This is a genomic window from Modestobacter sp. VKM Ac-2982 (genome assembly GCF_026967935.1).
Classification (GTDB): Bacteria; Actinomycetota; Actinomycetes; order Mycobacteriales; family Geodermatophilaceae; genus Modestobacter.
In genome coordinates, this window is sequence record NZ_JAPVBL010000001.1 from 841,218 (window position 1) to 866,729 (window position 25,512).

The 25,512-nt window shown below is 69.4% G+C and carries 27 protein-coding genes; 24 read left to right on the top strand and 3 right to left on the bottom strand.

Annotated elements, in window-relative coordinates:
- The first annotated feature begins 27 nt into the window (after nt 1-27).
- The 6 genes from rplK to O2W20_RS04250 all read left to right on the top strand — a co-directional run bounded on the left by rplK (nt 28) and on the right by O2W20_RS04250 (nt 10,748).
- On the top strand, nt 28-456 hold the full coding sequence (gene rplK / locus O2W20_RS04225) for a 50S ribosomal protein L11 (RefSeq protein ID WP_036334253.1): 429 nt from the start codon (nt 28-30) through the stop codon (nt 454-456).
- 128 nt (nt 457-584) lie between these two features.
- Nucleotides 585-1,304 carry a 50S ribosomal protein L1 gene (gene rplA, locus O2W20_RS04230; RefSeq protein WP_269170499.1) on the top strand — a complete coding sequence of 240 codons (720 nt, stop codon included), beginning with the start codon at nt 585-587 and terminating at the stop codon, nt 1,302-1,304.
- A gap of 327 nt (nt 1,305-1,631) precedes the next feature.
- Entirely contained in the window at nt 1,632-2,264 is a 633-nt protein-coding gene (gene rplJ, locus O2W20_RS04235) for a 50S ribosomal protein L10 (protein WP_269170500.1), read from the top strand.
- Between the two features lie 19 nt (nt 2,265-2,283).
- Entirely contained in the window at nt 2,284-2,673 is a 390-nt protein-coding gene (gene rplL, locus O2W20_RS04240; RefSeq protein ID WP_269170501.1) for a 50S ribosomal protein L7/L12, read from the top strand.
- A 571-nt stretch (nt 2,674-3,244) separates the two neighbouring features.
- A complete protein-coding gene (gene rpoB, locus O2W20_RS04245) occupies nt 3,245-6,754 on the top strand; it encodes a DNA-directed RNA polymerase subunit beta (protein WP_269170502.1) in 3,510 nt (1,169 codons plus the stop codon).
- 94 nt (nt 6,755-6,848) lie between these two features.
- Nucleotides 6,849-10,748 carry a DNA-directed RNA polymerase subunit beta' gene (locus tag O2W20_RS04250; RefSeq protein WP_269170503.1) on the top strand — a complete coding sequence of 1,300 codons (3,900 nt, stop codon included), beginning with the start codon at nt 6,849-6,851 and terminating at the stop codon, nt 10,746-10,748.
- Between the two features lie 112 nt (nt 10,749-10,860).
- Here O2W20_RS04250 and O2W20_RS04255 read toward each other — a convergent pair whose 3' ends face one another.
- From O2W20_RS04255 to O2W20_RS04265, 3 genes are all read right to left on the bottom strand, one after another.
- Complete coding sequence (locus tag O2W20_RS04255) at nt 10,861-11,901, bottom strand: LLM class F420-dependent oxidoreductase (protein WP_269170504.1); 1,041 nt, start codon at nt 11,899-11,901, stop codon at nt 10,861-10,863.
- Nucleotides 11,902-11,989: 88 nt separating this feature from the next.
- Nucleotides 11,990-12,205: a hypothetical protein gene (locus O2W20_RS04260; RefSeq protein WP_269159153.1), complete on the bottom strand. Its 216-nt coding sequence runs from the start codon at nt 12,203-12,205 to the stop codon at nt 11,990-11,992.
- Nucleotides 12,206-12,297: 92 nt separating this feature from the next.
- Entirely contained in the window at nt 12,298-13,278 is a 981-nt protein-coding gene (locus O2W20_RS04265; RefSeq protein WP_269170505.1) for a hypothetical protein, read from the bottom strand.
- A gap of 628 nt (nt 13,279-13,906) precedes the next feature.
- Between O2W20_RS04265 and rpsL the strand changes: the two genes are divergently transcribed.
- The 18 genes from rpsL (at nt 13,907) to rplE (ending at nt 25,495) form a co-directional block, all read left to right on the top strand.
- Nucleotides 13,907-14,281, top strand: coding sequence for a 30S ribosomal protein S12 (gene rpsL, locus O2W20_RS04270; protein ID WP_036334266.1), 375 nt, complete (start codon nt 13,907-13,909; stop codon nt 14,279-14,281).
- Nucleotides 14,281-14,751: a 30S ribosomal protein S7 gene (gene rpsG / locus O2W20_RS04275; protein ID WP_269159155.1), complete on the top strand. Its 471-nt coding sequence runs from the start codon at nt 14,281-14,283 to the stop codon at nt 14,749-14,751. Before rpsL ends, rpsG begins: the two co-directional genes overlap by 1 nt.
- An 87-nt stretch (nt 14,752-14,838) precedes the next feature.
- Nucleotides 14,839-16,938 (top strand): elongation factor G, encoded by a 2,100-nt coding sequence (gene fusA / locus O2W20_RS04280; RefSeq protein WP_269170506.1) that lies wholly within the window; start codon nt 14,839-14,841, stop codon nt 16,936-16,938.
- Nucleotides 16,939-17,032: 94 nt separating this feature from the next.
- On the top strand, nt 17,033-18,226 hold the full coding sequence (gene tuf, locus O2W20_RS04285) for an elongation factor Tu (protein WP_269170507.1): 1,194 nt from the start codon (nt 17,033-17,035) through the stop codon (nt 18,224-18,226).
- 119 nt (nt 18,227-18,345) lie between these two features.
- Nucleotides 18,346-18,651 (top strand): 30S ribosomal protein S10, encoded by a 306-nt coding sequence (rpsJ, locus tag O2W20_RS04290; protein ID WP_014742859.1) that lies wholly within the window; start codon nt 18,346-18,348, stop codon nt 18,649-18,651.
- 14 nt (nt 18,652-18,665) lie between these two features.
- Complete coding sequence (gene rplC / locus O2W20_RS04295; RefSeq protein WP_269170508.1) at nt 18,666-19,331, top strand: 50S ribosomal protein L3; 666 nt, start codon at nt 18,666-18,668, stop codon at nt 19,329-19,331.
- Nucleotides 19,328-20,116, top strand: coding sequence for a 50S ribosomal protein L4 (gene rplD / locus O2W20_RS04300; RefSeq protein WP_269170509.1), 789 nt, complete (start codon nt 19,328-19,330; stop codon nt 20,114-20,116). The genes rplC and rplD overlap by 4 nt, the downstream gene beginning before the upstream one ends.
- Nucleotides 20,113-20,415 (top strand): 50S ribosomal protein L23, encoded by a 303-nt coding sequence (gene rplW / locus O2W20_RS04305; RefSeq protein WP_014742856.1) that lies wholly within the window; start codon nt 20,113-20,115, stop codon nt 20,413-20,415. The genes rplD and rplW overlap by 4 nt, the downstream gene beginning before the upstream one ends.
- A 54-nt stretch (nt 20,416-20,469) precedes the next feature.
- Nucleotides 20,470-21,303 (top strand): 50S ribosomal protein L2, encoded by an 834-nt coding sequence (gene rplB / locus O2W20_RS04310; RefSeq protein ID WP_269170510.1) that lies wholly within the window; start codon nt 20,470-20,472, stop codon nt 21,301-21,303.
- Nucleotides 21,304-21,325: 22 nt separating this feature from the next.
- The gene (gene rpsS / locus O2W20_RS04315) at nt 21,326-21,607 is read left to right on the top strand and encodes a 30S ribosomal protein S19 (RefSeq protein ID WP_036334275.1); all 282 of its coding nucleotides are present in this window, start codon (nt 21,326-21,328) and stop codon (nt 21,605-21,607) included.
- Nucleotides 21,608-21,635: 28 nt separating this feature from the next.
- Nucleotides 21,636-22,103 (top strand): 50S ribosomal protein L22, encoded by a 468-nt coding sequence (rplV, locus tag O2W20_RS04320; RefSeq protein WP_164699905.1) that lies wholly within the window; start codon nt 21,636-21,638, stop codon nt 22,101-22,103.
- Nucleotides 22,103-23,032 carry a 30S ribosomal protein S3 gene (gene rpsC, locus O2W20_RS04325; protein WP_269170511.1) on the top strand — a complete coding sequence of 310 codons (930 nt, stop codon included), beginning with the start codon at nt 22,103-22,105 and terminating at the stop codon, nt 23,030-23,032. The genes rplV and rpsC overlap by 1 nt, the downstream gene beginning before the upstream one ends.
- 3 nt (nt 23,033-23,035) lie before the next feature.
- Nucleotides 23,036-23,452: a 50S ribosomal protein L16 gene (gene rplP, locus O2W20_RS04330; RefSeq protein WP_269170512.1), complete on the top strand. Its 417-nt coding sequence runs from the start codon at nt 23,036-23,038 to the stop codon at nt 23,450-23,452.
- On the top strand, nt 23,452-23,685 hold the full coding sequence (gene rpmC / locus O2W20_RS04335; RefSeq protein ID WP_014742850.1) for a 50S ribosomal protein L29: 234 nt from the start codon (nt 23,452-23,454) through the stop codon (nt 23,683-23,685). The genes rplP and rpmC overlap by 1 nt, the downstream gene beginning before the upstream one ends.
- Entirely contained in the window at nt 23,682-23,987 is a 306-nt protein-coding gene (gene rpsQ / locus O2W20_RS04340) for a 30S ribosomal protein S17 (RefSeq protein WP_269170513.1), read from the top strand. The genes rpmC and rpsQ overlap by 4 nt, the downstream gene beginning before the upstream one ends.
- 199 nt (nt 23,988-24,186) lie before the next feature.
- Complete coding sequence (rplN, locus tag O2W20_RS04345) at nt 24,187-24,555, top strand: 50S ribosomal protein L14 (RefSeq protein WP_222050071.1); 369 nt, start codon at nt 24,187-24,189, stop codon at nt 24,553-24,555.
- 2 nt (nt 24,556-24,557) lie between these two features.
- Complete coding sequence (rplX, locus tag O2W20_RS04350; protein WP_442928849.1) at nt 24,558-24,905, top strand: 50S ribosomal protein L24; 348 nt, start codon at nt 24,558-24,560, stop codon at nt 24,903-24,905.
- A gap of 5 nt (nt 24,906-24,910) precedes the next feature.
- Entirely contained in the window at nt 24,911-25,495 is a 585-nt protein-coding gene (rplE, locus tag O2W20_RS04355; RefSeq protein ID WP_331254073.1) for a 50S ribosomal protein L5, read from the top strand.
- Nucleotides 25,496-25,512 lie beyond the last annotated feature (17 nt).

A 25,512-nucleotide genomic window follows, 5' to 3' on the forward strand; every position in this document is an offset into this window, starting at 1 on the left:
ACCCCCGATCCGCAGAAGAAGGAAGTCATGCCCCCCAGGAAGCGGTTGACCGCGGTCATCAAGCTCCAGATCAACGCCGGTGCGGCCACCCCCGCGCCGCCCGTGGGCCCCGCCCTCGGTCAGCACGGCGTCAACATCATGGAGTTCTGCAAGGCGTACAACGCCGCGACGGAGGCGCAGCGCGGCAGCGTCATCCCCGTCGAGATCTCGGTCTTCGAGGACCGGTCGTTCACCTTCGTCACCAAGACGCCCCCGGCAGCGCGCATGCTGCTGAAGGCCGCCGGTGTGGAGAAGGGCTCGGGTGAGCCGCACAAGACCAAGGTCGCGACGGTCACCCGCGACCAGGTCCGTGAGATCGCGCAGACGAAGATGGCCGATCTGAACGCCAACGACCTCGAGCAGGCCGAGAAGATCATCGCCGGCACCGCCCGGTCGATGGGCATCACCGTCAAGTGACGGCAGCCGCCGGCTGACGGCGGCGTTGCACGACCCGGGTCCACGCGGACCCGGCCAGTACTCGTGGGAGGGCCTCGCCAGGCCCGCGCACCACGCGACCCCCGCTCCCGGGGGGAAGGAGAACCACCATGGCAAAGCACGGCAAGCACTACCGCAAGGTCGCTGAGCTGGTCGACGCGGACAACCTGTACAGCCCGCTGCAGGCCGCCGGTCTGGCCAAGGAGACCTCGACCACCAAGTACGACGCGACCGTCGAGGTCGCCATCCGGCTCGGGGTCGACCCCCGCAAGGCCGACCAGATGGTCCGTGGCACGGTCAACCTGCCGCACGGCACCGGCAAGACCGCTCGCGTGATCGTCTTCGCGACCGGCGACAAGGCAGCCGAGGCCGAGGCCGCCGGCGCCGACGTCGTGGGCTCCGACGACCTGATCGAGCAGATCCAGGGCGGTTTCCTGGACTTCGACGCCGCGATCGCCACCCCGGACCAGATGGCGAAGGTCGGTCGCATCGCCCGCATCCTCGGCCCCCGTGGCCTGATGCCCAACCCGAAGACGGGCACGGTGACCCCCGACGTCACCAAGGCCGTCAACGACATCAAGGGCGGGAAGATCAACTTCCGCGTCGACAAGCAGGCCAACCTGCACCTGGTGATCGGCAAGACGTCCTTCGACCAGACCAAGCTGGTGGAGAACTACGCCGCCGCCCTCGACGAGGTGCTGCGGGCCAAGCCGTCCGCGGCCAAGGGCCGGTACCTGAGGAAGATCACCGTCTCCACCACCATGGGCCCGGGCATCCCGGTCGACCCGAACCGCACCCGCAACCTCACCGTGGACGAGCCCTCCGCCTGATCGACGGACGCCGCCCCCGGCGAGGGCCCCGCAGCGCACGTCGCTGCGGGGCCCTCGTGCGTCCGGCCCCACAGGGGCGTGTACTCTTGCCGCTGTTCCCCCCAAGACCGCTGGTCGTCGCACGTCCGCGTGCGATCGAAGGTCCGGAAACGACCGGACGACCCGCGCAGGTGGACGGTTCGACGAACGTGTCGCGGCACGGGCTCAGCGCCTGCACCGTGATCGTCCCTCGCCCCGTGCGCCCTGCGCCGGGGCGTTCCTCGTCTCCGGGCCCGATCGCCCCGGGCGCACGTCGCCGGTGGTCGCCCGACAGACGAGAGGAGGCCCATGCCCACGCAGGCGAAGGCCGCGGTGATCGAAGAGATCACCGAGCGGTTCCAGAAGTCCAGCGCGGCCGTGCTCACCGAGTACCGCGGGCTGACCGTGGCGCAGCTGACCGAGCTGCGTCGTTCCCTCGGTGCGGGCAGCAGCTACGCCGTCGTCAAGAACACCCTGACGAAGCGTGCAGCGGACTCGGTCGGTCACTCCGACCTGGCCCCGCTGCTCAACGGCCCCACCGCGATCGCCTTCATCGAGGGCGACCCGGTCGAGGCCGCCAAGGCCATCCGTGACTTCGCGCGGGCCAACCCGCTGCTGGTCATCAAGGGCGGCGTGGTCGAGGGCCGCACGGTCGACGCAGCCGAGGTCACCCGCCTCGCCGACGTCGAGTCCCGTGAGGTCCTGCTGGCCAAGCTGGCCGGCGCCATGAAGGGCAACCTCACCAAGGCTGCCGGGCTGTTCCAGGCCCCGCTGTCGCAGGTCGCCCGACTGGCCGAGGCCCTCAAGGAGAAGAAGCCGGCCGAGGGCGCTGCTGCCTCGGACGACGCTGCTCCCGCCGACTCTGCTGCTGACACCACCCCGGCCGCCCCGGCCACCAACGACGAGAGTGCTGCTGCGGACTCCGCGGCCAGCACCGACTGACCCCCCTCAAGGAGACACCATGGCCAAGCTTTCCACTGACGAGCTGCTCGACGCCTTCAAGGAGATGACCCTCCTGGAGCTGTCGGACTTCGTGAAGGAGTTCGAGACCACCTTCGACGTCACCGCTGCCGCTCCGGTCGCCGTCGCGGCTGCCGCTGGTGCCGGAGGCGGCGCCGCCACCGAGGCGCCGGTCGAGCAGGACGAGTTCGACGTCGTCCTCGAGGCTGCCGGTGACAAGAAGATCCAGGTCATCAAGGAGGTGCGCGGCCTGACCTCGCTCGGCCTCAAGGAGGCCAAGGACCTGGTCGACAACGCGCCGAAGCCGGTCCTGGAGAAGGTCGCCAAGGACGCTGCGGAGAAGGCCAAGGCCGCCCTCGAGGGCGCCGGCGCCACCGTCACCGTCAAGTGACCCCCCACCCTGCCGCCGCCCCCGCGGCGGCCGGGTAGCACCACCCCGCACTGACGACAGGGGCCGATCCACTCCGGTGGGTCGGCCCCTGTCGTGCGTCCAGATCGCTCCGGTGCGCCGTCCGGTCGCCCCTGGCCGGGTCTCCGTAGGCACGTCGTTCACCCACAGGTCCCGGCGTGGCAGTTCCCGCTGGGCTGCCGCACTGGCATCATCGGCAGGGCACTCGCCTCGCTCGCCCCCGATCCCGCGGTGCTGCGCTCCTCCTCCGGAGCCCAGTGTTCCCCGGGCCGGGTGGGCACCGGCCACCCCTCGTGGGTGGGTCCCCGGCCGCTCCGGCGGCCCGACGTGGACACCGGCGCTGAGCAGGGGTAGGGTCTCCTGTTGCGCTGCCCTCTGACTGCCAGCCCGCCGAGACGGGTCACGAGGGGTGCCCGGGAACGGCTCCGGGAGACCCCGTGTTGACCGTACCGACGGGGCAGGCATCCGCGGTCAGCCTCGCCGACAACGACGACGACCCAGGACGAACTGCACCCACCGCCCGCACGTCGTGAGGTCCTCGAAAGGACGCATCTTGGCAGGCTCTCGCCCCACCAGCATCACCCCCGGCACCACCGAGTCCAGCAGCACCCCGACCACCGCGGTCGACGTGCAGCCCGGTCCCCGCACCGGCGGCACCGACCACCAGAAGATCCCTGGCGCGCCGCTGCGCGTCTCCTTCGCCAAGATCCACGAGCCGCTCGAGGTCCCGGACCTGCTCGCGCTCCAGACCGCCTCCTTCGACTGGCTGGTCGGGAGCCCCGCGTGGCGGGCCACCCTCGCTCCCGAGGAGCAGGCCGGCGCGGTGGGCGGCCTGGCGGAGATCCTCGAGGAGATCTCCCCGATCGAGGACTTCAGCGGCTCCATGTCGCTGTCCTTCTCCAACCCGCGCTTCGAGGACGTCAAGGCGTCCCTCGAGGAGTGCAAGGACAAGGACATGACCTACGCGGCGCCGCTGTTCGTCACCGCCGAGTTCATGAACAACACCACCGGCGAGATCAAGAGCCAGACGGTGTTCATGGGCGACTTCCCGGTGATGACGAGCAAGGGCACGTTCGTCATCAACGGGACCGAGCGCGTCGTCGTCTCCCAGCTGGTCCGCAGCCCCGGCGTCTACTTCGACAAGAGCCTGGACAAGACGTCGGACAAGGACGTCTACAGCGCCAAGGTGATCCCCAGCCGTGGTGCGTGGCTGGAGTTCGACGTCGACAAGCGCGACACCGTCGGCGTCCGGATCGACCGCAAGCGCCGTCAGCCGGTGAGCGTCCTGCTCAAGGCCCTCGGCTGGACCGAGGACCGCATCCGCGAGCACTTCCAGTGGTCGCCCACGATGCTGGCCACCCTGGAGAAGGACCACCTCGCCGGCCAGGACGAGGCGCTGCTGGACATCTACCGCAAGCTGCGCCCGGGCGAGCCGCCGACGCGTGAGTCGGCGCAGGCGCTGCTGGAGAACCTCTTCTTCAACCCGAAGCGCTACGACCTGGCGAAGGTCGGCCGCTACAAGGTGAACAAGAAGCTCGGCGTCGAGGTGCCCAAGGGCACCTCCACGCTGACCGAGGACGACATCGTCGCGACCATCGAGTACGTCGTGCGTCTGCACGCCGGCGAGCCCGACCACGGCGTCGACGACATCGACCACTTCGGCAACCGGCGCCTGCGCACGGTCGGTGAGCTGATCCAGAACCAGATCCGGGTCGGCCTCTCCCGCATGGAGCGCGTCGTCCGCGAGCGGATGACGACCCAGGACGTCGAGGCCATCACGCCGCAGACCCTGATCAACATCCGGCCGGTCGTCGCCTCCATCAAGGAGTTCTTCGGCACCAGCCAGCTCTCGCAGTTCATGGACCAGACCAACCCGCTCGCGGGCCTGACCCACAAGCGCCGCCTGTCGGCGCTGGGTCCGGGTGGTCTGTCCCGTGAGCGCGCGGGCATGGAGGTCCGCGACGTGCACCCGAGCCACTACGGCCGGATGTGCCCGATCGAGACGCCGGAAGGCCCGAACATCGGCCTGATCGGCTCGCTGTCCTCCTTCGGCCGCGTCAACCCGTTCGGGTTCATCGAGACCCCGTACCGCAAGGTCGAGAACGGCACGGTCACCGACCAGATCGACTACCTCACCGCCGACGAGGAGGACCGCTTCGTCGTCGCGCAGGCCAACTCGCCGCTGGACGCGACGGGCCGGTTCGCCGAGGACCTGGTCCTGGTCCGCACCAAGGGCGGCGAGACCACCGACCTCGCGCCGGAGAACGTCGACTACATGGACGTGTCGCCGCGGCAGATGACCTCGGTCGCGACGGCGATGATCCCGTTCCTCGAGCACGACGACGCGAACCGGGCCCTGATGGGCGCGAACATGCAGCGTCAGGCGGTGCCGCTGCTGCGCAGCGAGGCGCCGCTGGTCGGCACCGGCATGGAGCTGCGTGCCGCCGTGGACGCCGGCGACGTCGTGGTGGCCGAGAAGGCGGGCGTGGTCGAGGACTCCACCGCCGACTACGTCACCGTGATGGCCGACGACGGGACCCGGCAGACCTACCGGCTGCTGAAGTTCCAGCGCTCGAACCAGGGCACCTCGATCAACCAGAGCCCGGTGGTCGAAGAGGGCCAGCGGGTCGAGGTCGGCCAGGTCGTCGCCGACGGGCCCTGCACCGACGAGGGCGAGATGGCGCTGGGCAAGAACCTGCTCGTCGCCTTCATGCCCTGGGAGGGTCACAACTACGAGGACGCGATCATCCTGTCGCAGCGCCTCGTGCAGGACGACGTCCTGTCCTCGATCCACATCGAGGAGTTCGAGGTCGACGCCCGCGACACCAAGCTCGGTGCCGAGGAGATCACCCGGGACATCCCGAACGTCTCCGAGGAGGTCCTCGCCGACCTCGACGAGCGCGGGATCATCCGGATCGGTGCCGAGGTCGTCCCCGGCGACATCCTCGTCGGCAAGGTCACGCCCAAGGGCGAGACCGAGCTGACCCCGGAGGAGCGGCTGCTGCGGGCGATCTTCGGTGAGAAGGCCCGCGAGGTCCGCGACACCAGCCTCAAGGTCAAGCACGGTGAGTCCGGCAAGGTCATCGGCGTCCGGGTCTTCTCCCGCGAGGACGGCGACGAGCTGCCCGCCGGCGTGAACGAGCTCATCCGGGTCTACGTGGCCCAGATGCGCAAGATCAGCGACGGCGACAAGCTGGCCGGCCGGCACGGGAACAAGGGCGTCATCTCCAAGATCCTCCCGCAGGAGGACATGCCGTTCCTCGAGGACGGCACCCCGGTCGACATCGTGCTCAACCCGCTGGGCGTGCCCGGCCGGATGAACGTCGGCCAGGTGCTGGAGATGCACCTCGGGTGGATCGCCAAGCAGGGCTGGGAGGTCGAGGGCACGCCGGAGTGGGCTGCGAAGCTGCCCGCCGCCGCCCGTCAGGCCGCTCCCGGCACCCGCACAGCGACCCCGGTGTTCGACGGCGCCAAGGAGGAGGAGCTCATCGGCCTGCTCGGCTCGACGACGCCGAACCGCAACGGCGAGCGGATGGTCAAGGAGACCGGCAAGGCGCGGCTGTTCGACGGCCGCTCCGGGGAGCCCTTCCCCGAGCCGATCGCCGTGGGGTACGTCTACATCCTGAAGCTGCTGCACCTGGTCGACGACAAGATCCACGCCCGTTCCACCGGCCCGTACTCGATGATCACGCAGCAGCCGCTGGGTGGTAAGGCGCAGTTCGGTGGTCAGCGCTTCGGTGAGATGGAGTGCTGGGCGATGCAGGCCTACGGCGCCGCCTACGCGCTGCAGGAGCTCCTCACCATCAAGTCCGACGACATCCTCGGCCGCGTCAAGGTGTACGAGGCGATCGTCAAGGGCGAGAACATCCCGGAGCCGGGCATCCCGGAGTCCTTCAAGGTGTTGCTCAAGGAGCTCCAGTCGCTCTGCCTGAACGTGGAGGTCCTCTCCGGCGACGGGCAGGCGATCGAGCTGCGTGACACCGACGACGAGGTCTTCCGCGCCGCGGAGGAGCTGGGCATCGACCTCAGCCGTCGCGAGCCGTCGTCCGTCGAGGACGTCTGATCGGCCGCCGGCCGGCCCTGAGCAGTCAGGGCCGGCCGGCACCAACCCTCATCGACTAGAAGCGAAGAACTAGCCCCGGAAAGGGGTACATCGAGTGCTCGACGTCAACTTCTTCGACGAACTGCGCATCGGTCTGGCCAGCGGTGACGACATCCGCCAGTGGTCACACGGCGAGGTGAAGAAGCCCGAGACCATCAACTACCGCACTCTCCGTCCGGAGAAGGACGGTCTGTTCTGCGAGAAGATCTTCGGTCCCACCCGGGACTGGGAGTGCTACTGCGGCAAGTACAAGCGGGTCCGCTTCAAGGGCATCATCTGCGAGCGCTGCGGCGTCGAGGTCACTCGCGCCAAGGTGCGTCGTGAGCGGATGGGCCACATCGAGCTGGCCGCGCCGGTCACCCACATCTGGTTCTTCAAGGGCGTTCCCTCGCGCCTGGGCTACCTGCTCGACCTGGCGCCCAAGGACCTCGAGAAGATCATCTACTTCGCTGCGTACATGATCACCTCCGTCGACGACGAGGCGCGTCACCGCGACCTGCCGACCGTCGAGGCCGAGATCAGCGCCGAGAAGTCCAACCTCGAGGGTCGCCGCGACGCCGACGTGGAGGCCCGCCAGCAGAAGCTGGAGGCCGACCTCGCCGAGCTGGAGGCCGAGGGTGCCAAGTCCGACGTGCGCCGCAAGGTGCGCGAGGGCGGCGAGCGCGAGATGCGCCAGCTGCGCGACCGGGCCCAGCGGGAGATCGACCGCCTCGAAGAGGTGATGGACACCTTCCGCAAGCTCGAGGTGAAGCAGCTCATCGCCGACGAGGGCCTCTACCGCGAGCTGCGCGACCGCTTCGGTGAGTACTTCGAGGGCGGCATGGGCGCTGCGGCGCTGCAGAAGCTGCTCGCCGGCTTCGACCTCGACGCCGAGGCCATCTCGCTGCGCGAGACCATCCGCAGCGGCAAGGGCCAGCGCAAGCTGCGGGCGCTCAAGCGGCTGAAGGTCGTCGCGGCGTTCCAGCAGACCCAGAACTCGCCCATGGGCATGGTGCTGGACTGCGTGCCGGTGATCCCGCCGGACCTGCGCCCCATGGTGCAGCTGGACGGTGGCCGCTTCGCGACCAGCGACATGAACGACCTGTACCGCCGGGTGATCAACCGGAACAACCGGCTCAAGCGACTGCTCGACCTGGGCGCGCCGGAGATCATCGTCAACAACGAGAAGCGGATGCTCCAGGAGTCCGTGGACGCGCTGTTCGACAACGGCCGTCGTGGCCGGCCGGTCACCGGTCCGGGCAACCGTCCGCTGAAGTCCCTGAGCGACCTGCTCAAGGGCAAGCAGGGCCGTTTCCGCCAGAACCTGCTGGGCAAGCGCGTCGACTACTCCGGCCGTTCGGTCATCGTCGTCGGCCCGCAGCTGAAGCTGCACCAGTGCGGTCTGCCCAAGCAGATGGCCCTGGAGCTGTTCAAGCCCTTCGTGATGAAGCGGCTGGTGGACCTCAACCACGCGCAGAACATCAAGTCCGCCAAGCGGATGGTGGAGCGCGCGCGGCCGGTCGTGTGGGACGTCCTCGAAGAGGTCATCACCGAGCACCCGGTGCTGCTGAACCGGGCGCCGACCCTGCACCGTCTGGGCATCCAGGCCTTCGAGCCTCAGCTGGTCGAGGGCAAGGCCATCCAGATCCACCCGCTGGTCTGCACGGCGTTCAACGCCGACTTCGACGGTGACCAGATGGCGGTGCACCTGCCGCTGTCGGCCGAGGCGCAGGCCGAGGCCCGCATCCTCATGCTGTCCAGCAACAACATCCTGAGCCCGGCCGATGGTCGCCCGATCACCGCGCCGACCCAGGACATGGTGCTGGGCCTCTACCACCTGACCTCCCTCGCCGGGACGGTCGAGGTGCCCGAGGGTGAGCGGCCGAAGTCCTACTCCACGACCGCGGAGGCCGTCATGGCCTTCGACAAGGGCGTGCTCGGGCTGCAGGAGCGGGTCCTCATCCGCCTCGACGAGGTCTTCGGCGTCGACAGCGGCCCGAACGACCCGTGGGAGGCCCCCGAGGGCTGGGAGCCCGGCCAGCCGGCCCTCGTCTCCACCAGCCTGGGCCGGGTCCTCTTCAACGAGGCCCTGCCGGAGGACTACCGGTTCGTCAACTACCAGGTGCCGAAGAAGGCGCTGGGCGCGATCGTCAACGACCTCGCCGAGCGCTACCCGAAGGTGCAGGTGGCGGCGACGCTGGACGCCCTCAAGTCGGCTGGGTTCCGCTGGGCGACCCGTTCGGGCGTGACGATCGCGATCGACGACGTCGTCACCCCGCCGGTGAAGGCCGCGATCCTGGAGCGGCACGAGGACGAGGCCCGCAAGATCGAGCGTCAGTACGAGCGCGGCGTCATCACCGACGCCGAGCGTCGTTCCGAGCTCATCGAGATCTGGACGCGGGCACGCGCCGAGGTCAGCCAGGCGATGGTCGACAACTTCCCGACCACCAACCCGGTCTGGGTCATGGTCAACTCCGGCGCTCGCGGCAACATGATGCAGATCAGCCAGATCGCCGGCATGCGTGGCCTGGTGGCCAACCCGAAGGGCGAGATCATCCCGCGGCCGATCAAGGCCAACTTCCGGGAGGGTCTGTCGGTGCTGGAGTACTTCATCTCCACGCACGGTGCCCGCAAGGGCCTGGCCGACACCGCGCTGCGGACCGCTGACTCCGGGTACCTCACCCGCCGGCTGGTCGACGTCTCGCAGGACGTCATCATCCGCGAGGAGGACTGCGGCACCGAGCGCGGCGTGATCATGCCGATCGGCACCGTGGTGGACGGCACGGTCATCCGTGACGCCCACGTGGAGACCAGCGTCTACGCCCGTGCACTGGCCGCTGACGTGGTCGCTGCCGACGGCACCCAGATCGCCCCCGCCGGGGCGGACCTGGGCGACGTGCTAATCGCTCAGCTCGTCGACGCCGGGGTCTCCGAGGTCAAGGTGCGCTGCGTGCTCACCTGCGAGTCGCTGCTGGGCACCTGCGCCACCTGCTACGGCCGGTCGCTGGCGTCGGGCAAGCTGGTGGACGTCGGCGAGGCGGTCGGCATCATCGCCGCCCAGTCGATCGGTGAGCCGGGTACGCAGCTGACCATGCGCACCTTCCACACCGGTGGTGTGGCCGGTGCCGACATCACGCACGGTCTGCCGCGTGTGGTCGAGCTCTTCGAGGCCCGTGTCCCCAAGGGCAAGGCCCCGATCGCCGAGCTGGCGGGCACCGTCCGGATCGAGGACGGCGACCAGTTCCGCAAGCTGACCATCGCCCCGGACGACGGGTCCGAGGAGGTCGTCTACGACAAGCTGTCGCGTCGCTCGCGGCTGCGGGTCGAGGACGGCGGGCACGTCGACGTCGGCGAGCAGCTGACCGAGGGTGCAGTCGACCCGCACGAGGTGCTGCGGATCATGGGCCCGCGTGAGGTGCAGCTGCACCTGGTGCGCGAGGTCCAGGAGGTCTACCGGAGCCAGGGCGTGTCGATCCACGACAAGCACATCGAGGTGATCATCCGCCAGATGCTGAAGCGGGTGACCATCATCGACTCGGGTGCGACGGAGTTCCTGCCCGGTGCGCTGGTCGAGCGGACGCTGTTCGAGACGGAGAACCGTCGGGTGGTCGCCGAGGGTGGCGAGCCGGCCTCGGCCCGTCCGGTGCTGATGGGGATCACCAAGGCGTCGCTGGCGACGGAGTCGTGGCTGTCGGCCGCCTCCTTCCAGGAGACGACGAAGGTGCTCACCGACGCCGCCATCCAGGGCAAGAGCGACAGCCTGCTCGGGCTCAAGGAGAACGTGATCATCGGGAAGCTGATCCCGGCCGGTACCGGCATCAGCCGCTACCGGAACATCACGGTCGAGCCCACCGAGGAGGCGCGCGCCGCCGTCTACACCATGGCCGGCTACGACGACGGGCAGTACTACAGCCCGGACGTCTTCGGTCAGGGCACGGGCGAGGCCGTCCGGCTCGAGGAGTACGACTGGCGCTGATGCGCTGAGTGAGTGACAGAGAGGCCCCGCACGCCAGCCGGCGTGCGGGGCCTCTCTGCGTCCTGTCGCGTCACGTGACGCAAGGAGCCGGGTGACCCCGGCTCGCCGGGGATCAGCCGGCCAGGCGGCGCATCGTCTCGACGGTGCGGAGTCGGCCCTCCCGGCTGTCGTCGAGCGGCTGCAGGTTGAGCGTGGTCACCCCGGCCTCCGCGAACGCGGCGATCCGCTCGGACACGTAGGACTCCGACCCGATGAGGGACGTCGCCCGCACCAGGTCCTCGGGGACGGCGGCAGCCGCCTCGTCCTTCCGGCCGGCCAGGTAGAGCTCCTGGATCGCTTCGGCCTCGGCCTCGTAGCCGTACCGGCGGGCCAGGTCGTTGTAGAAGTTCTTGCCCTTGGCACCCATGCCGCCGACGTACAGCGCGATCCCCGGCCGTACCGCCTCGACCAGGTGGTCGACGTCCTCACCGATCGCCACCGGCACCCCGACGACGACGTCGAGCTCACCCAGCGACGGGTCCCGCTTGGCCTTGCCCGCCTCGAGCGAGGCGGCCCACACGTCGGCAGCGCGCTCGGGGTGGAAGAAGATCGGCTCCCACTTCTCCGCGATCTCCGCGGCGAGCTCGACGTTCTTCGGTCCGAGGGCGGCCAGCAGCACCGGGATCTGCGGCCGGACCGGGGTGTTGATCAGCTTCAGCGGCTTGCCGAGGCCGGTGCCCTGGTCGGCCGGGAGCGGCACCTGGTACTTCTTGCCGTCGTGCTCCAGCCGCTCGCGGCGCCACACCTGGCGGCAGATCTCCACGATCTCGCGGGTCCGCTGCAGTGGGGCGTCGTACGGCAGCCCGTGCCACCCCTCGATGACCTGCGGGCCCGAGGCGCCGAGCCCGAGGGTGAACCGGCCACCGGACACGAAGTCCAGGCCGGCCGCGGTCATCGCGATCAGCGCGGGGGTGCGGCTGTAGATGGGCAGGATGCCGCTCATCAGCTCGACCCGGTCGGTCACGGCCGCGAGGTAGCCCAGCTGGCTCACCGCGTCGAACGTGTACACCTCCGCGCACATCGCGACGTCGAGCCCGGCGGACTCCAGGTCGCGGATCTCCTCCGCGGTCTGCTTGAAGTCACCGGCGTAGCTGGCCTGGATCCCGATGCGCACGCGCCCTCCTCGGCGTTCGCGGCACCCTCGTCGGTGCCACGTGCCGCGACGGTAACGGCCTGCCGGGGGAGTGCGGCCCCGGGGCGGCTCAGAGGGCGCGGACGGTGCCGATCACGTGCGTGACGACCCGTACGCCGTCGACGTCGGCCGGCACCCGGGCGCCGGCGCCCGGCTCGGTCAGGTCGACCCGGACCACGTAGTCGGCGGCCTGCCGCGCGAGCCCGACCCCGGCGACACCCGGGTCGGAGGCGAAGCGCGAGGCCAGCGCGTTCTTGGCAGCCCGGGCGGAGGCGCGGTCGGTCATGGCCCCATGGTGCCCCTCCCCACGCGATCAGGACAGGGCAACGACCGCTGGTGCCCTCCCACCGGGGCCCCCCAGCCCATGGACCACTCGGCTCAGCCCGCGAACCACTCGACGTCGAGCTCGCGCAGCACGGTGGCCAGCGGGTTGGCGAACGTGACACCACCCCCGGCGCTGCCGCCGGTGGTGGACCCGGCGAACAGCAGCCCCAGCGGGGCGCGGTCCCGGCTGCGCCAGATCACCGACCCGCTGTCGCCGCCGGCGCTGAAGGCGCCGGTGAGACCCTCGATCTCCACCTGGTCGTCGAAGGTGTGCACGACGTCGTCGTACTGCACCCCGACGCCGTCCACCTCGACGGCGGTGATCCGTCCGTGGGTGTGGCCGGTCGTGCGCCCCACCTTCTCCACCAGTTCCTCGGGGTCGGTCTCGTCCGCGGCCGCCACCGCGGCGGAGAGCGGGCCCCCGGGGTAGCCGGCGGGATCGGCGACCATGCCCGGGTCCAGGGCGGCGACCGCGGCATCGACGAGGTTCCCCGGCTTGCCCCGGAACCGGACGAAGGAGGTCAGCCCACCGATGCGGTCGGTCTCGAGACCGCCGTCTGCGACACCCGGCTGCAGCACCGGGTCCCCCTCCGTGGCCGCGTCGCTGTCGGCCAGCACGTGGTTGTTGCTCAGCACCAGCAGCTCGGCAGCGCCGGCGCGCCGGACGAACCCGCCGAGGGTCCCGGCGGTGACGTCCCGATGGCTGATCGACGCCCCTGGCCGCAACGGACGGCCGCGCCTCCGCAGCTCCTCGGGAGTGGCGGAGCTCAGCGGCCGCACCGGTCCGATGACCCGGACGTCGACCTCGTCCCGGGCGCCGGCGTCCAGCCCGGCGAGCACCACCTCCGCGTCGGCCGGCTCGATCAGCCGGATCGCCAGGTGCACCTGGCCCCCGGCGACCGGGGTCAGGCCCAGGGCGACCCCGCTCCACCGGGAGGGCCCGTCGACCGAGCTGGCGACGACGCTGGACGGCGGCACCTCGCTCAGCCGCTTGGACAGCCGGGCCTTCAGTTCGCGGGCGTTGTCGGGGAGCACGGCTACCTCCGGGCGGCAGGGGCACCAAGGACTGGGTGCGCGACGTGAGCGGGTCAGCACCGACCGTAGGGCGGGAGTCCGACAGAAGCGACGTGGACGAACGGCGCCGGTCCACGGTGGCGGTGCACCTGCCCGCCGCCGTCCGACTCGGGTACGTTGCCGGCACGACCCCTCGGGCAGCTGCGTGCAGCGCCCGGGAATGTGCCCGGTACACCGCCAGTTGGTGCAGGACAGACCGGCTGACCCCGGTGCGCAGCCCACATGTCGACCCGGCTTTGACCGGTCCGGCAGGGCCGGGTACTGTGGTCAGCTGTGCCCAGGATGACTGGGCCTGCTCCCGTTCGCGGTGCACCTGGGTGTCCATCGGTCCTCGGACCGACCGGATGCCGGGGGCCACTCCCGTCACAGACGGGGCCCACTGCAAGGTGGTGTGGCCGGTGCCGAGTCGCGAGGGGCGATGAGTCCGGTTCGATCAACTGGCCGGTTCTCGCGGAGGGCGACACGCCCGAACGCGGGGGTCGGAGGGTGGGTCGCGGGCAGACTCGAGAGGGCCGGGCGACCGGGCACACCACAGCAGTGCACCACATCCACAGCACGACCCAGCGCAGGCAGGAGATCCAGGCCACCCATGCCCACGATCCAGCAGCTGGTCCGCAAGGGCCGCGAGGACAAGGTCGAGAAGACCAAGACCCCGGCGTTGAAGGGATCCCCTCAGCGCCGCGGCGTGTGCACGCGCGTCTACACGACGACGCCGAAGAAGCCGAACTCGGCGCTGCGCAAGGTCGCTCGCGTCCGCCTCACCAGTGGCGTCGAGGTGACCGCGTACATCCCGGGCGTCGGCCACAACCTGCAGGAGCACTCCATGGTGCTCGTGCGCGGCGGCCGGGTGAAGGACCTCCCCGGCGTCCGGTACAAGATCATTCGCGGCTCGCTGGACACCCAGGGCGTCCGCGGCCGTAAGCAGGCTCGCAGCCGCTACGGCGCGAAGAAGGAGAAGAGCTAATGCCGCGCAAGGGCCCCGCGCCGAAGCGTCCGCTCGTCGCCGACCCGGTGTACCAGTCCCAGCTGGTCACCCAGCTGGTGAACAAGGTGCTCGTCGACGGCAAGCGCTCCATCGCCGAGGCGATCGTCTACGGCGCCCTCGAGGGCGTCCGGGCGAAGAACGACACCGACCCGGTCGTCACGCTCAAGCGTGCGCTGGACAACGTGAAGCCCGCCCTCGAGGTGCGCAGCCGCCGCGTCGGTGGTGCCACGTACCAGGTGCCGATCGAGGTCCGCCCCTCGCGCAGCACCACCCTCGGCCTGCGCTGGCTCATCCAGTACAGCCGGGCGCGCCGCGAGAAGACGATGACCGAGCGCCTCATGAACGAGCTGCTGGACGCCAGCAACGGTCTCGGTGCCGCGGTCAAGCGCCGCGAGGACACGCACAAGATGGCCGAGTCGAACAAGGCCTTCGCGCACTACCGCTGGTGACGACAGTCCCTCAGCAGCCGCTGCCCGCGGTGGACCCGGGCGACCCCCGGACACCGCGCACGGACGAGAACGAAGAGGAGTGACGTAATGGCCCAGAACGAGGCCCAACTCGCCAAGACCCGCAACATCGGGATCATGGCGCACATCGACGCCGGCAAGACGACGACGACCGAGCGGATCCTCTTCTACACCGGTATCAACTACAAGATCGGTGAAGTCCACGACGGCGCGGCCACGATGGACTGGATGGAGCAGGAGCAGGAGCGCGGCATCACCATCACGTCCGCCGCGACGAAGTGCTCCTGGGCGGACCACGACATCAACATCATCGACACCCCGGGTCACGTCGACTTCACCGTCGAGGTGGAGCGGTCGCTGCGGGTGCTCGACGGCGCCGTCGCGGTCTACGACGGGGTGGCCGGTGTCGAGCCGCAGACCGAGCAGGTCTGGCGGCAGGCGGAGAAGTACAGCGTTCCGCGCATGTGCTTCGTCAACAAGCTCGACCGCACCGGTGCGGACTTCTTCCGCTGCGTCGACATGATGATCGAGCGCCTCGCGGCCAACCCGCTGGTGCTGCAGCTGCCCATCGGGGCCGAGGCCGACTTCATCGGCGTCGTCGACCTCGTCTTCATGCGCGCGCTCACCTGGCGCGGTGAGACCAAGATGGGCGAGGACTACTCCATCGAGGAGATCCCGGCCGAGCTCGCCGACCAGGCCGCCGAGTACCGCGAGAAGCTCCTCGAGAACATCGCGGACTTCGACGACTCGCTGATGGAGGACTACCTCGCCGGCGAGGAGATCGCCCCCGAGCGCCTCAAGGCCGCGATCCGCAAGGCGACGATCGCCGGCCAGGTCAACCCGGTGATCACCGGCACGGCCTTCAAGAACAAGGGCGTGCAGCCCCTGCTCGACGCGGTCGTCGACTACCTGCCCAGCCCGCTGGACGTCGAGTCGATCGTCGGCACCGCACTGGACGGCGAGACCGAGGTCCTGCGGCACGCCGACGAGAACGAGCCGTTCTCCGCGCTCGCCTTCAAGATCCAGACGGACCAGCACCTGGGCAAGCTGACCTACATCCGGGTCTACTCCGGCAAGCTCGACGCGGGCTCCCCGGTGCTGAACAGCACCAAGGACCGCAAGGAGCGGGTCGGGAAGATCTACCAGATGCACGCCAACAAGCGCGAAGAGCGTGCGGGCGTGGGCGCCGGCGAGATCGTCGCCGTCAACGGGATGAAGCAGACGACGACGGGCGACACCCTCTGCGACCCGCAGAGCCCGGTGATCCTCGAGTCGATGACCTTCCCCGCCCCGGTCATCTCGGTGGCGATCGAGCCCAAGACCAAGGGCGACCAGGAGAAGCTGGGCACGGCCATCCAGAAGCTGGCCGAGGAGGACCCCACCTTCCAGGTCAAGCTGGACGAGGAGACCGGTCAGACGGTCATCTCCGGGATGGGCGAGCTGCACCTGGAGATCCTGGTCGACCGCATGCGGCGCGAGTTCCGCGTCGAGGCCAACGTCGGCAAGCCGCAGGTGGCCTACCGCGAGACGATCCGCAAGGCCGTCGAGCGCTACGACTACACGCACAAGAAGCAGACGGGTGGCTCCGGCCAGTTCGCGAAGGTGCAGATCGCCCTCGAGCCGCTCGTGATGAGCGGCGACTCGGCGACCTACGAGTTCGAGAACAAGGTCACGGGTGGGCGCATCCCGCGGGAGTACATCCCGTCGGTCGACGCCGGCATGCAGGACGCCATGCAGTACGGCATCCTCGCCGGCTACCCGATGGTCGGCGTCAAGGCGTCGCTCCTGGACGGCCAGTACCACGAGGTCGACTCCTCGGAGATGGCCTTCAAGATCGCCGGGTCGATCGCCTTCAAGGAGGCTGCCCGCAAGGCCAGCCCGGCCCTGCTGGAGCCGATGATGGCGGTCGAGGTCGTCACGCCTGAAGAGAACATGGGCGACGTCATCGGCGACCTGAACTCCCGCCGCGGGACCATCCAGGCGATGGAGGAGCGCTCCGGCGCTCGCGTCGTCCGGGCCCTGGTGCCGCTGTCGGAGATGTTCGGCTACGTGGGCGACCTGCGCAGCCGCACCCAGGGGCGGGCGAGCTACACCATGGTGTTCGACACCTACGCCGAGGTCCCGGCCAACGTCGCCAAGGAGATCATCGCCAAGGCGACCGGCGAGTAACGGGACGGCGGGCCCGGGTACCCCGGGCCCGCCCCCCGAGCACGGACCACCCCAGACACGAGCACGACTGCGAAGACACGGAGAGAGGATCCCAGTGGCCAAGGCCAAGTTCGAGCGGACCAAGCCGCACGTCAACATCGGCACCATCGGGCACATCGACCACGGCAAGACGACGCTGACCGCGGCGATCACCAAGGTGCTGCACGACAAGTACCCGACCCTCAACGAGGCGTCCGCCTTCGACATGATCGACAAGGCGCCCGAGGAGAAGGCCCGCGGCATCACGATCTCGATCGCCCACGTCGAGTACCAGACCGAGAACCGGCACTACGCGCACGTCGACTGCCCCGGGCACGCCGACTACATCAAGAACATGATCACGGGTGCGGCGCAGATGGACGGCGCCATCCTCGTGGTGGCCGCCACCGACGGCCCGATGCCGCAGACCAAGGAGCACGTCCTCCTTGCCCGCCAGGTCGGCGTCCCCTACATCGTGGTCGCGCTGAACAAGGCCGACATGGTCGACGACGAGGAGATCCTCGAGCTCGTCGAGCTGGAGGTCCGCGAGCTGCTGTCCGAGTACGAGTTCCCGGGCGACGACCTCCCCGTGGTCCGCGTCTCGGCGCTGAAGGCGCTCGAGGGCGACGCCGAGTGGGGCGACAAGCTCATGGAGCTCATGAACGCCGTCGACACGGCGATCCCCGAGCCCGAGCGTGAGATCGACAAGCCGTTCCTCATGCCCGTCGAGGACGTCTTCACGATCACCGGTCGTGGCACGGTCGTCACCGGTCGCGTCGAGCGCGGCATCGTCAAGGTCTCCGAGGAGATCGAGATCGTCGGCATCCGCCCGACCTCGACCAAGACGACCGTCACCGGCGTCGAGATGTTCCGCAAGCTGCTCGACCAGGGTCAGGCCGGTGACAACGTCGGTCTGCTGCTGCGTGGCATCAAGCGCGAGGACGTCGAGCGCGGCCAGGTCGTCGTGAAGCCGGGTTCGATCACGCCGCACACGAACTTCGAGGGCTCGGTCTACATCCTCTCGAAGGACGAGGGTGGCCGGCACACGCCGTTCTTCAACAACTATCGTCCCCAGTTCTACTTCCGGACCACGGACGTCACCGGCGTCGTCACGCTGCCTGCGGGCACCGAGATGGTCATGCCCGGCGACAACACCGAGATGTCGGTCGAGCTGATCCAGCCGATCGCCATGGAGGAGGGCCTGCGCTTCGCCATCCGCGAGGGTGGCCGCACCGTCGGCGCCGGCCGGGTCGTCAAGATCAACCAGTGACACCCTGACGGGCGGCGGCCTCATCGGCCGCCGCCCGTCAGCCGGGTCGGGGATCCCGACCCAGGGTCAGCAGACCCACTTGTACTTTCACAACCGATCGGCAGGAGCGAAGACAACCGATGGCGGGACAGAAGATCCGCATCCGGCTGAAGGCCTACGACCACGAGGCCATCGATGCCTCGGCTCGGCGCATCGTGGACACGGTGACGAAGACCGGAGCGCGCGTCGTCGGCCCAGTGCCGCTGCCGACGGAGAAGAACGTGTACTGCGTCATCCGCTCGCCGCACAAGTACAAGGACTCGCGCGAGCACTTCGAGATGCGTACGCACAAGCGGCTCATCGACATCCTCGACCCGACGCCGAAGACGGTCGACGCGCTGATGCGCATCGACCTGCCGGCCTCGGTCGACGTCAACATCCAGTAAGGGCTGTCCCAGACATGGCGAGCACATTCCGTGGTCTCCTCGGCGAGAAGCTGGGGATGACCCAGGTATTCGACGAGAACAACCGCATCGTGCCGGTGACCGTCATCAAGGCGGGCCCGTGCGTGGTCACCCAGGTGCGCACCCCCGAGAAGGACGGCTACTCGGCCGTCCAGCTCGGCTTCGGTGCGATCGACCCCCGCAAGGTGAACAAGCCCGAGGGCGGGCACTTCGCCAAGGCCGGCGTCACGCCGCGCCGGCACGTGGTCGAGCTGCGCACCGAGGACGCCGCTGACTACACGGTCGGTCAGGAGCTGACCGCCGAGGTCTTCTCCGACGTGGCCAAGGTCGACGTCATCGGCACCAGCAAGGGCAAGGGCACCGCCGGCGTCATGAAGCGTCACGGCTTCAAGGGCCTCGGCGCGGGTCACGGCACCCACCGCAAGCACCGCGCCCCCGGCTCGATCGGCGGGGCCTCGACCCCGGGTCGCGTCTTCAAGGGCGTGCGCATGGCCGGACGCATGGGTGCGGTCACCACGACCACGCTCTCGCTGAAGGTCCACCAGGTCGACACGGAGAAGGGCCTGGTGCTCATCAAGGGCGCCGTCCCCGGTCCGCGCGGCGGGCTGCTGCTCGTCCGTTCCGCGGTCAAGGGTGGCCCCGTAGGGAGTGACGCTAAGTGACCACATCGACATCGGCTGGCGCGACCGACACCCGGTCCGACCGGCAGGTCGACGTCCGGACGCCGGCGGGGGAGACCTCCGGCAGCGTCACGCTGCCCGGCGAGCTCTTCGACGCCCCGGCCAACGTCTCGCTGCTGCACCAGGTCGTCGTGGCCCAGCTGGCCGCGGCACGCCAGGGCACGCACTCGACCAAGACGCGCGCCCAGGTCAGCGGCACCGGCGCCAAGCCGTACCGCCAGAAGGGCACCGGTCGGGCCCGTCAGGGTTCGCTTCGCTCGCCGCAGTTCACCGGCGGTGGCATCTCGCACGGCCCGCAGCCGCGGAACTACGAGCAGAAGACGCCCAAGAAGATGAAGGCCGCCGCCCTGCGCGGTGCCCTCTCCGACCGGGCCCGGGACGGCCGCGTGCACGTCGTCTCCGCGTTCGTCGAGGGTGACGCGCCCTCGACGAAGGCAGCGCTGAAGGTCCTGGACTCCATCAGCACCGCCAAGCGCGTGCTGGTCGTCCTCGACCGGGACGACGTCCTCAACTGGGTGAGCCTGCGCAACGTGCAGCGGGTCCACCTGATCGAGGCCGGTCAGCTCAACACCTACGACGTGCTGGTGTCCGACGAGGTCGTCTTCACCGAGACCGCGCTGGACGAGTTCGTCACCGGCCCGGCCCGGGGCGGCAAGGGCGCGGCCTCCTCGGCCGAACTCCCTGACCTGGAGACCCACGAGATCGACGGCGACGTGCCCTCGATCGCGCCGGCCACCACGACCGAGACGACTGAGGAGAAGGCATGAGCGTCCGCGACCCCCGGGACGTGCTGCTGTCCCCGGTCATCTCGGAGAAGAGCTACGGGCTCCTGGACGAGAACAAGTACACGTTCATCGTCCGGCCCGACGCGAACAAGACCCAGATCAAGATCGCTGTGCAGCAGGTCTTCAACGTGAAGGTCCTCGCCGTCAACACGATCAACCGCCAGGGGAAGAGGAAGCGCTCCAAGGGCGCTGTGATGGGGAAGCGCAAGGACACCAAGCGCGCCATCGTCTCCGTTGCCCCCGGTGACCGCATCGAGCTCTTCGGTGGACCCGGCGCCTGAGCGCCGGTGACCACTGATCGGACCAGAGAGAACAGACAGGGACTCTGAGGAACCATGGCCATCCGTAAGTACAAGCCGACGACGCCGGGCCGCCGCGGCTCGTCCGTCGCCGACTTCGCCGAGGTCACCCGCGACCATCCCGAGAAGTCGCTGGTCCGACCGCTGCACGGTCGTGGCGGGCGCAACGTCCACGGTCGTGTGACTGCTCGTCACCAGGGCGGCGGGCACAAGCGCGCCTACCGTCTCATCGACTTCCGCCGGGCCGACAAGGACGGTGTGCCGGCCAAGGTCGCGCACATCGAGTACGACCCGAACCGCACCTCGCGCATCGCGCTGCTGCACTTCGCCGACGGGGAGAAGCGCTACATCATCGCCCCGGCGAAGCTGAAGCAGGGCGACGTGGTCGAGTGCGGCCCCGCGGCCGACATCAAGCCCGGCAACAACCTGCCGCTGCGCAACATCCCGGTCGGCACGGTCATCCACGCCATCGAGCTGCGGCCCGGTGGCGGGGCCAAGATCGCCCGCTCGGCCGGCACGAGCGTCCAGCTGGTCGCCCGTGAGGGTCGTTTCGCCCAGCTGCGGATGCCCTCGGGCGAGATCCGCAACGTGGACGTGCGGTGCCGCGCCACCATCGGTGAGGTCGGCAACGCCGAGCAGTCGAACATCAACTGGGGCAAGGCCGGCCGGATGCGGTGGAAGGGCAAGCGCCCGACCGTCCGCGGTGTCGCCATGAACCCGGTGGACCACCCGCACGGTGGTGGTGAGGGCAAGACCTCCGGTGGCCGGCACCCGGTCAACCCGAAGGGCAAGCCGGAGGGCCGGACGCGCAAGCGCAAGGCCAGTGATGCCCTGATCGTGCGCCGCCGGCGCACCAACAAGAAGCGCTGAGCGGGTAAGGAGTCCGACAGACATGCCACGCAGCCTGAAGAAGGGCCCGTTCGTCGACGACCACCTGCTCGCCAAGGTGGACGTCCAGAACGACAAGGGCACCAAGAACGTCATCCGCACCTGGTCGCGGCGTTCGACGATCATCCCCGACATGCTCGGGCACACGATCGCCGTGCACGACGGCCGCAAGCACGTCCCGGTGTTCGTCACCGAGGCGATGGTCGGGCACAAGCTCGGCGAGTTCGCGCCCACGCGCACCTTCCGTGGGCACGTCAAGGACGACCGCCGGTCGCGGCGCGGCTGAGCGACGACCAGGTAGAGAAGAGACCCAGATGACTTCCCAGTTGGGACAGGAGACGCCGGTCGCCCGGGCCACGGCCCGGTTCGTCAGCGTCACCCCCATGAAGGCACGCCGGGTGGTGGACATGATCCGCTACCTGCCGACCGACGAGGCCCTGGCGCTGCTGCGCTTCACCCCGCAGACCGCCAGTGAGCCGGTGGCCAAGGTCGTCGCCAGCGCGGTCGCCAACGCCGAGCACAACCTGCAGTTGGACCCCGCAGCGCTGGTCGTCAGCGCCGCGTTCGTCGACGAGGGCCCCACGCTCAAGCGGATCCGTCCGCGTGCCCAGGGCCGGGCGTTCCGCATCAACAAGCGGACCAGCCACATCACCGTCGAGGTGACCGAGGTGAGCTCGAGCGCTGAGCTGGCCCTGCGGTCGCGCAAGGCACGTCGGGAGACCGGGCAGTCCGGCCCGGCCACCCAGCAGCAGAAGAGCAACACGAGGGGAGGGACCCGCTAGTGGGTCAGAAGGTCAACCCGCACGGGTTCCGGCTCGGCATCACCACCGACTACAAGTCCCGGTGGTACGCGGACAAGCTGTACGCCGACTACGTCAAGGAAGACGTGGCCATCCGGAAGCTCATGGGCAAGGGCATGGAGCGCGCAGGGATCTCGAAGGTGGAGATCGAGCGCACCCGTGACCGGGTCCGAGTGGACATCCACACCGCCCGGCCGGGCATCGTCATCGGCCGGCGTGGCGCGGAGGCCGACCGCATCCGGGGTGAGCTCGAGAAGCTCACCGGCAAGCAGGTGCAGCTGAACATCCTCGAGGTGAAGAACCCCGAGTCCGACGCGCAGCTGGTCGCCCAGGGTGTCGCCGAGCAGCTGTCCAGCCGCGTGAGCTTCCGTCGTGCGATGCGCAAGGCCATGCAGTCGGCGCAGCGCAGCCCGCAGGTCAAGGGCATCCGGGTGCAGTGCTCCGGTCGCCTCGGCGGCACGGAGATGAGCCGCTCGGAGTTCTACCGCGAGGGTCGCGTCCCGCTGCACACGCTGCGCGCGAACATCGACTACGGCATCTACGAGGCCCGCACGACCTTCGGCCGCATCGGCGTGAAGGTCTGGATCTACAAGGGTGACGCCAGCGGCTCGCGCGCCGAGCGGGAGGCCCTCGAGGCCCTCGCCCAGCGTCAGCAGCGCCGTGAGCGGGCCCAGCGTCCCCAGCGTCGGTCCGGCTCGTCCGGCACGACCGCCGGGGGCACCGAGGCCGGCCGCGCAGCGGCCGACGCCCCGGTCTCCACCGAGCAGCCGTCCGAGGCTCCCGCCGACGCCACCAGTGCCGTCGCCGTCGCCTCGGGTGAGGCTGCTCCCGCACAGAGCATCGGCGAGGCAGCCGGTGCTGAGGGCACCGCGGCCGCGAAGGCCGCCGGCGCCGAGAACACGGAGGGCTGACCAGTGCTCATCCCGCGTCGGGTCAAGCACCGCAAGCAGCACCACCCCGACCGCACTGGCCGGGCCAAGGGCGGCACCGCGATCAACTTCGGTGACTTCGCGATCCAGGCTCTCGAGCCGGCCTACGTGACGAACCGGCAGATCGAGTCCGCTCGTATCGCCATGACCCGTCACATCAAGCGTGGCGGGAAGGTGTGGATCTCGATCTACCCCGACCGTCCGCTGACCAAGAAGCCGGCCGAGACCCGCATGGGTTCCGGCAAGGGCTCGCCCGAGTGGTGGGTGGCGAACGTCAAGCCCGGTCGGATCATGTTCGAGCTGTCGGGTGTCGACGAGCCGGTGGCCCGCGAGGCCATGCGCCGCGCGATCCACAAGCTCCCCATGAAGTGCCGCTTCATCACTCGCGAAGGAGAGGTGTGATGGCCGCCGGCCTCACTGCGCCTGAGCTGCGCGAGCTGTCCGCCGACGAGCTGGCCACCCGGCTGCGCGAGTCGCGCGAAGAGCTGTTCAACCTGCGGTTCCAGGTGGCCACCGGCCAGCTGGACAACAACCGGCGACTGCAGACCGTCCGCCGCGACATCGCCCGGATCTACACGATCATGCGCGAGCGCGAGCTCGGTCTCTCGGTCGCCCCGAACGAGGGTGTCGCATGAGCGAGGTCACGAACACCAGCACCGAGACCTCGACCGGGCCCGGCCTGGCCGGGCGTGGCTACCGCAAGGTCCGTGAGGGCCTGGTCGTCAGCGACAAGATGGACAAGACCATCGTCGTCGAGGTCGAGGACCGCGTGAAGCACGGGCTCTACGGCAAGGTCCTGCGCCGCACCAGCAAGCTGAAGGCGCACGACGAGCAGAACACCGCCGGCATCGGCGACCGGGTGCAGATCATGGAGACGCGCCCCACCTCCGCCACCAAGCGGTGGCGTCTGGTGTCGGTCGTGGAGAAGGCCAAGTAAGAAGTCGACAGCCGGCCCCTCGGGGTCGGTGAGCAGGGAGTACCCTGGACGACTGGCGCGCTCTTCGGTGCGCGCCACATCCCGGAACCCGTGCACGGACGCACCGGCGGCATCGCTGCCGGTGCGTCCGCACGTGGGTACCGGACAGCCGGTTCACCGATCCGGTCCGGCTGTCACCACTCAGATTCAGGAGCAGGAAGTGATCCAGCAGGAGTCGCGGCTCAGGGTCGCCGACAACACCGGGGCCAAGGAGATCTTGTGCATCCGGGTGCTCGGTGGCTCGGGGCGTCGCTACGCGGGCATCGGTGACGTCATCGTCGCCACCGTCAAGGACGCGCTTCCGGGCGCAGGCGTCAAGAAGGGCGATGTGGTCAAGGCCGTCATCGTCCGCACGGTCAAGGAGCGCCGTCGTCCGGACGGTTCCTACATCCGCTTCGACGAGAACGCCGCGGTGATCATCCGCGACACCGGGGACCCGCGCGGTACGCGCATCTTCGGCCCGGTGGGCCGGGAACTGCGCGACAAGCGCTTCATGCGGATCATCTCGCTCGCTCCGGAGGTGTTGTGATCATGGCTCAGCCGACGAGCGGGAAGACCCCGTCGATGAAGGTCAAGAAGGGCGACTCCGTCGTCGTCCTGGCCGGCAAGGACAAGGGTGCCAAGGGCCGCGTCATCGCGGCGTTCCCCCGGACCCAGAAGGTCTTGGTGGAGGGCATCGGCCGGGTGAAGAAGCACACCCGGATCAGCACCACCCAGCGCGGTGCCCAGCAGGGCGGGATCGTCACGCAGGAGGCCGCCATCCACGTGAGCAACGTGATGGTGATCGACTCCGAGGACAAGCCGACCCGGGTCGGCTACCGCAAGGACGAGGAAGGCCGCAACATCCGGGTTTCGCGGCGCACCGGTAAGGACCTCTGAACACCATGAGCGCACCCACCCGTGAGCTGCCCCGCATGCTGGCCCGGTACCGCGAGGAGATCGCCCCGGCCCTGCAGTCCGAGTTCGGCTACCCCAACGTCATGCAGATCCCCGGTCTCGTGAAGATCGTGGTCAACATGGGCGTCGGCGAGGCCACCCGTGACGCCAAGTTGATGGACGGCGCGGTCCGCGACCTCACCGCCATCACCGGCCAGAAGCCCGCCGTCGTGCGGGCCCGCAAGTCGATCGCGCAGTTCAAGCTGCGCGAGGGCATGCCGATCGGCGCCAAGGTCACCCTCCGCGGCGACCGCATGTGGGAGTTCCTGGACCGGCTGCTCTCGCTGGCCCTGCCCCGCATCCGCGACTTCCGCGGCCTGAGCCCCAAGCAGTTCGACGGCCACGGCAACTACACGTTCGGTCTGACCGAGCAGTCGATGTTCCGCGAGATCGACGTCGACAGGATCGACCGGCCCCGGGGCATGGACATCACCCTGGTGACCACCGCCACCACCGACGAGGAGGGCCGGGAGCTGCTGTCGCGGCTCGGCTTCCCCTTCGCCGGCCAGACCGTCGTGAACACCACCCGCTGACGCGGTCTGCGTAGAAG

What these genes read in the sequence shown, in the direction of transcription:
- rpsL (WP_036334266.1), top strand. Translation starts at nt 13,907, where the DNA reads ATGCCCACGATCCAGCAGCTGGTCCGCAAGGGCCGCGAGGACAAGGTC.
- rplW (WP_014742856.1), top strand. Translation starts at nt 20,113, where the DNA reads ATGAGCGTCCGCGACCCCCGGGACGTGCTGCTGTCCCCGGTCATCTCG.
- rplK (WP_036334253.1), top strand. Translation starts at nt 28, where the DNA reads ATGCCCCCCAGGAAGCGGTTGACCGCGGTCATCAAGCTCCAGATCAAC.
- rpsQ (WP_269170513.1), top strand. Translation starts at nt 23,682, where the DNA reads ATGAGCGAGGTCACGAACACCAGCACCGAGACCTCGACCGGGCCCGGC.
- rpmC (WP_014742850.1), top strand. Translation starts at nt 23,452, where the DNA reads ATGGCCGCCGGCCTCACTGCGCCTGAGCTGCGCGAGCTGTCCGCCGAC.
- rplA (WP_269170499.1), top strand. Translation starts at nt 585, where the DNA reads ATGGCAAAGCACGGCAAGCACTACCGCAAGGTCGCTGAGCTGGTCGAC.
- rpsG (WP_269159155.1), top strand. Translation starts at nt 14,281, where the DNA reads ATGCCGCGCAAGGGCCCCGCGCCGAAGCGTCCGCTCGTCGCCGACCCG.
- rplJ (WP_269170500.1), top strand. Translation starts at nt 1,632, where the DNA reads ATGCCCACGCAGGCGAAGGCCGCGGTGATCGAAGAGATCACCGAGCGG.
- rpsS (WP_036334275.1), top strand. Translation starts at nt 21,326, where the DNA reads ATGCCACGCAGCCTGAAGAAGGGCCCGTTCGTCGACGACCACCTGCTC.
- rplV (WP_164699905.1), top strand. Translation starts at nt 21,636, where the DNA reads ATGACTTCCCAGTTGGGACAGGAGACGCCGGTCGCCCGGGCCACGGCC.
- rplL (WP_269170501.1), top strand. Translation starts at nt 2,284, where the DNA reads ATGGCCAAGCTTTCCACTGACGAGCTGCTCGACGCCTTCAAGGAGATG.
- rpsJ (WP_014742859.1), top strand. Translation starts at nt 18,346, where the DNA reads ATGGCGGGACAGAAGATCCGCATCCGGCTGAAGGCCTACGACCACGAG.
- rplB (WP_269170510.1), top strand. Translation starts at nt 20,470, where the DNA reads ATGGCCATCCGTAAGTACAAGCCGACGACGCCGGGCCGCCGCGGCTCG.
- O2W20_RS04260 (WP_269159153.1), bottom strand. Translation starts at nt 12,205, where the DNA reads ATGACCGACCGCGCCTCCGCCCGGGCTGCCAAGAACGCGCTGGCCTCG.
- rplX (WP_442928849.1), top strand. Translation starts at nt 24,558, where the DNA reads ATGGCTCAGCCGACGAGCGGGAAGACCCCGTCGATGAAGGTCAAGAAG.
- rplC (WP_269170508.1), top strand. Translation starts at nt 18,666, where the DNA reads ATGGCGAGCACATTCCGTGGTCTCCTCGGCGAGAAGCTGGGGATGACC.
- fusA (WP_269170506.1), top strand. Translation starts at nt 14,839, where the DNA reads ATGGCCCAGAACGAGGCCCAACTCGCCAAGACCCGCAACATCGGGATC.
- rplE (WP_331254073.1), top strand. Translation starts at nt 24,911, where the DNA reads ATGAGCGCACCCACCCGTGAGCTGCCCCGCATGCTGGCCCGGTACCGC.